The following is a 673-nucleotide window of genomic DNA, read 5'->3' as shown; positions in this document are numbered from 1 at the left end:
CCTGGGGAAAGCTTCGAGCAGCATGTCACGCGAATATTCACCACGCAATCGAATCCGAAGTATTTTGCGGCCGATTTTTGGCGCTTGGGCGTTATTCTGAGCGTGGAAAAATCCGTGCCGGAGCAGACGGCAAGAAGGCAATTCCTGAAGATCCGGGAGACGCAAAGGGAAGAGCTCGCAAGCTGGTGGCGTGCCATATTGCCACAGCCGTTGCTGGCTCAGTTGCCGCAATTGCCAAAAAAACTCAGCATGCTCACTCTGGCAATGCAGGACGGCAATGCGATTGCAGGGGCATCGGGCGAATCGCTCGATGATTTTCAATCCATTTTGACCTCGTGCCTGATTCACCTGGTGGAGCAGGCACAGCAAAGCGTCGCTCAGGTGGTGGAAAAGCCCAAGCGTATCCGCGCCGCCAAGTCAAAGAGCCTTTGAGACCTGCAGGTTGGCCATTTATCCGCAGGCAAAAGTGCTGCGCCGGCCCTCGCCGATGTCAGCGCCGTGGCAATGGTGTGCTGGCGGCGTGAATGCCCCGGTGCAGCACCACGGGCTTGCCGCCGAAGCGTCGCTTTGAAAGCCAGTGGGCGAGTGCTGAATCAAGATGGGTCGCATGGCCCGGAAACCAGTCCGCCAGCGCTTCGATGAGTTCGCGGCAGATGCGTACATTGCCCTGGGC

At 58.2% G+C, this 673-nt stretch carries 2 pseudogenes; one reads left to right on the top strand and one right to left on the bottom strand.

Going from position 1 to position 673, the window contains the following annotated elements:
* Nucleotides 1-432: pseudogene (locus D3H34_RS33380) on the top strand (TetR/AcrR family transcriptional regulator); the annotation flags it as partial.
* A 58-nt stretch (nucleotides 433-490) separates the two neighbouring features.
* On the opposite strand, the pseudogene D3H34_RS33375 reads toward D3H34_RS33380, so the two are convergent.
* Nucleotides 491-673 (bottom strand): annotated as a pseudogene (locus D3H34_RS33375) (hemerythrin); the annotation flags it as partial.

It is taken from the genome of Acidovorax cavernicola (assembly GCF_003581445.1).
This window is presented reverse-complemented; position numbering and strand designations above follow the sequence as displayed.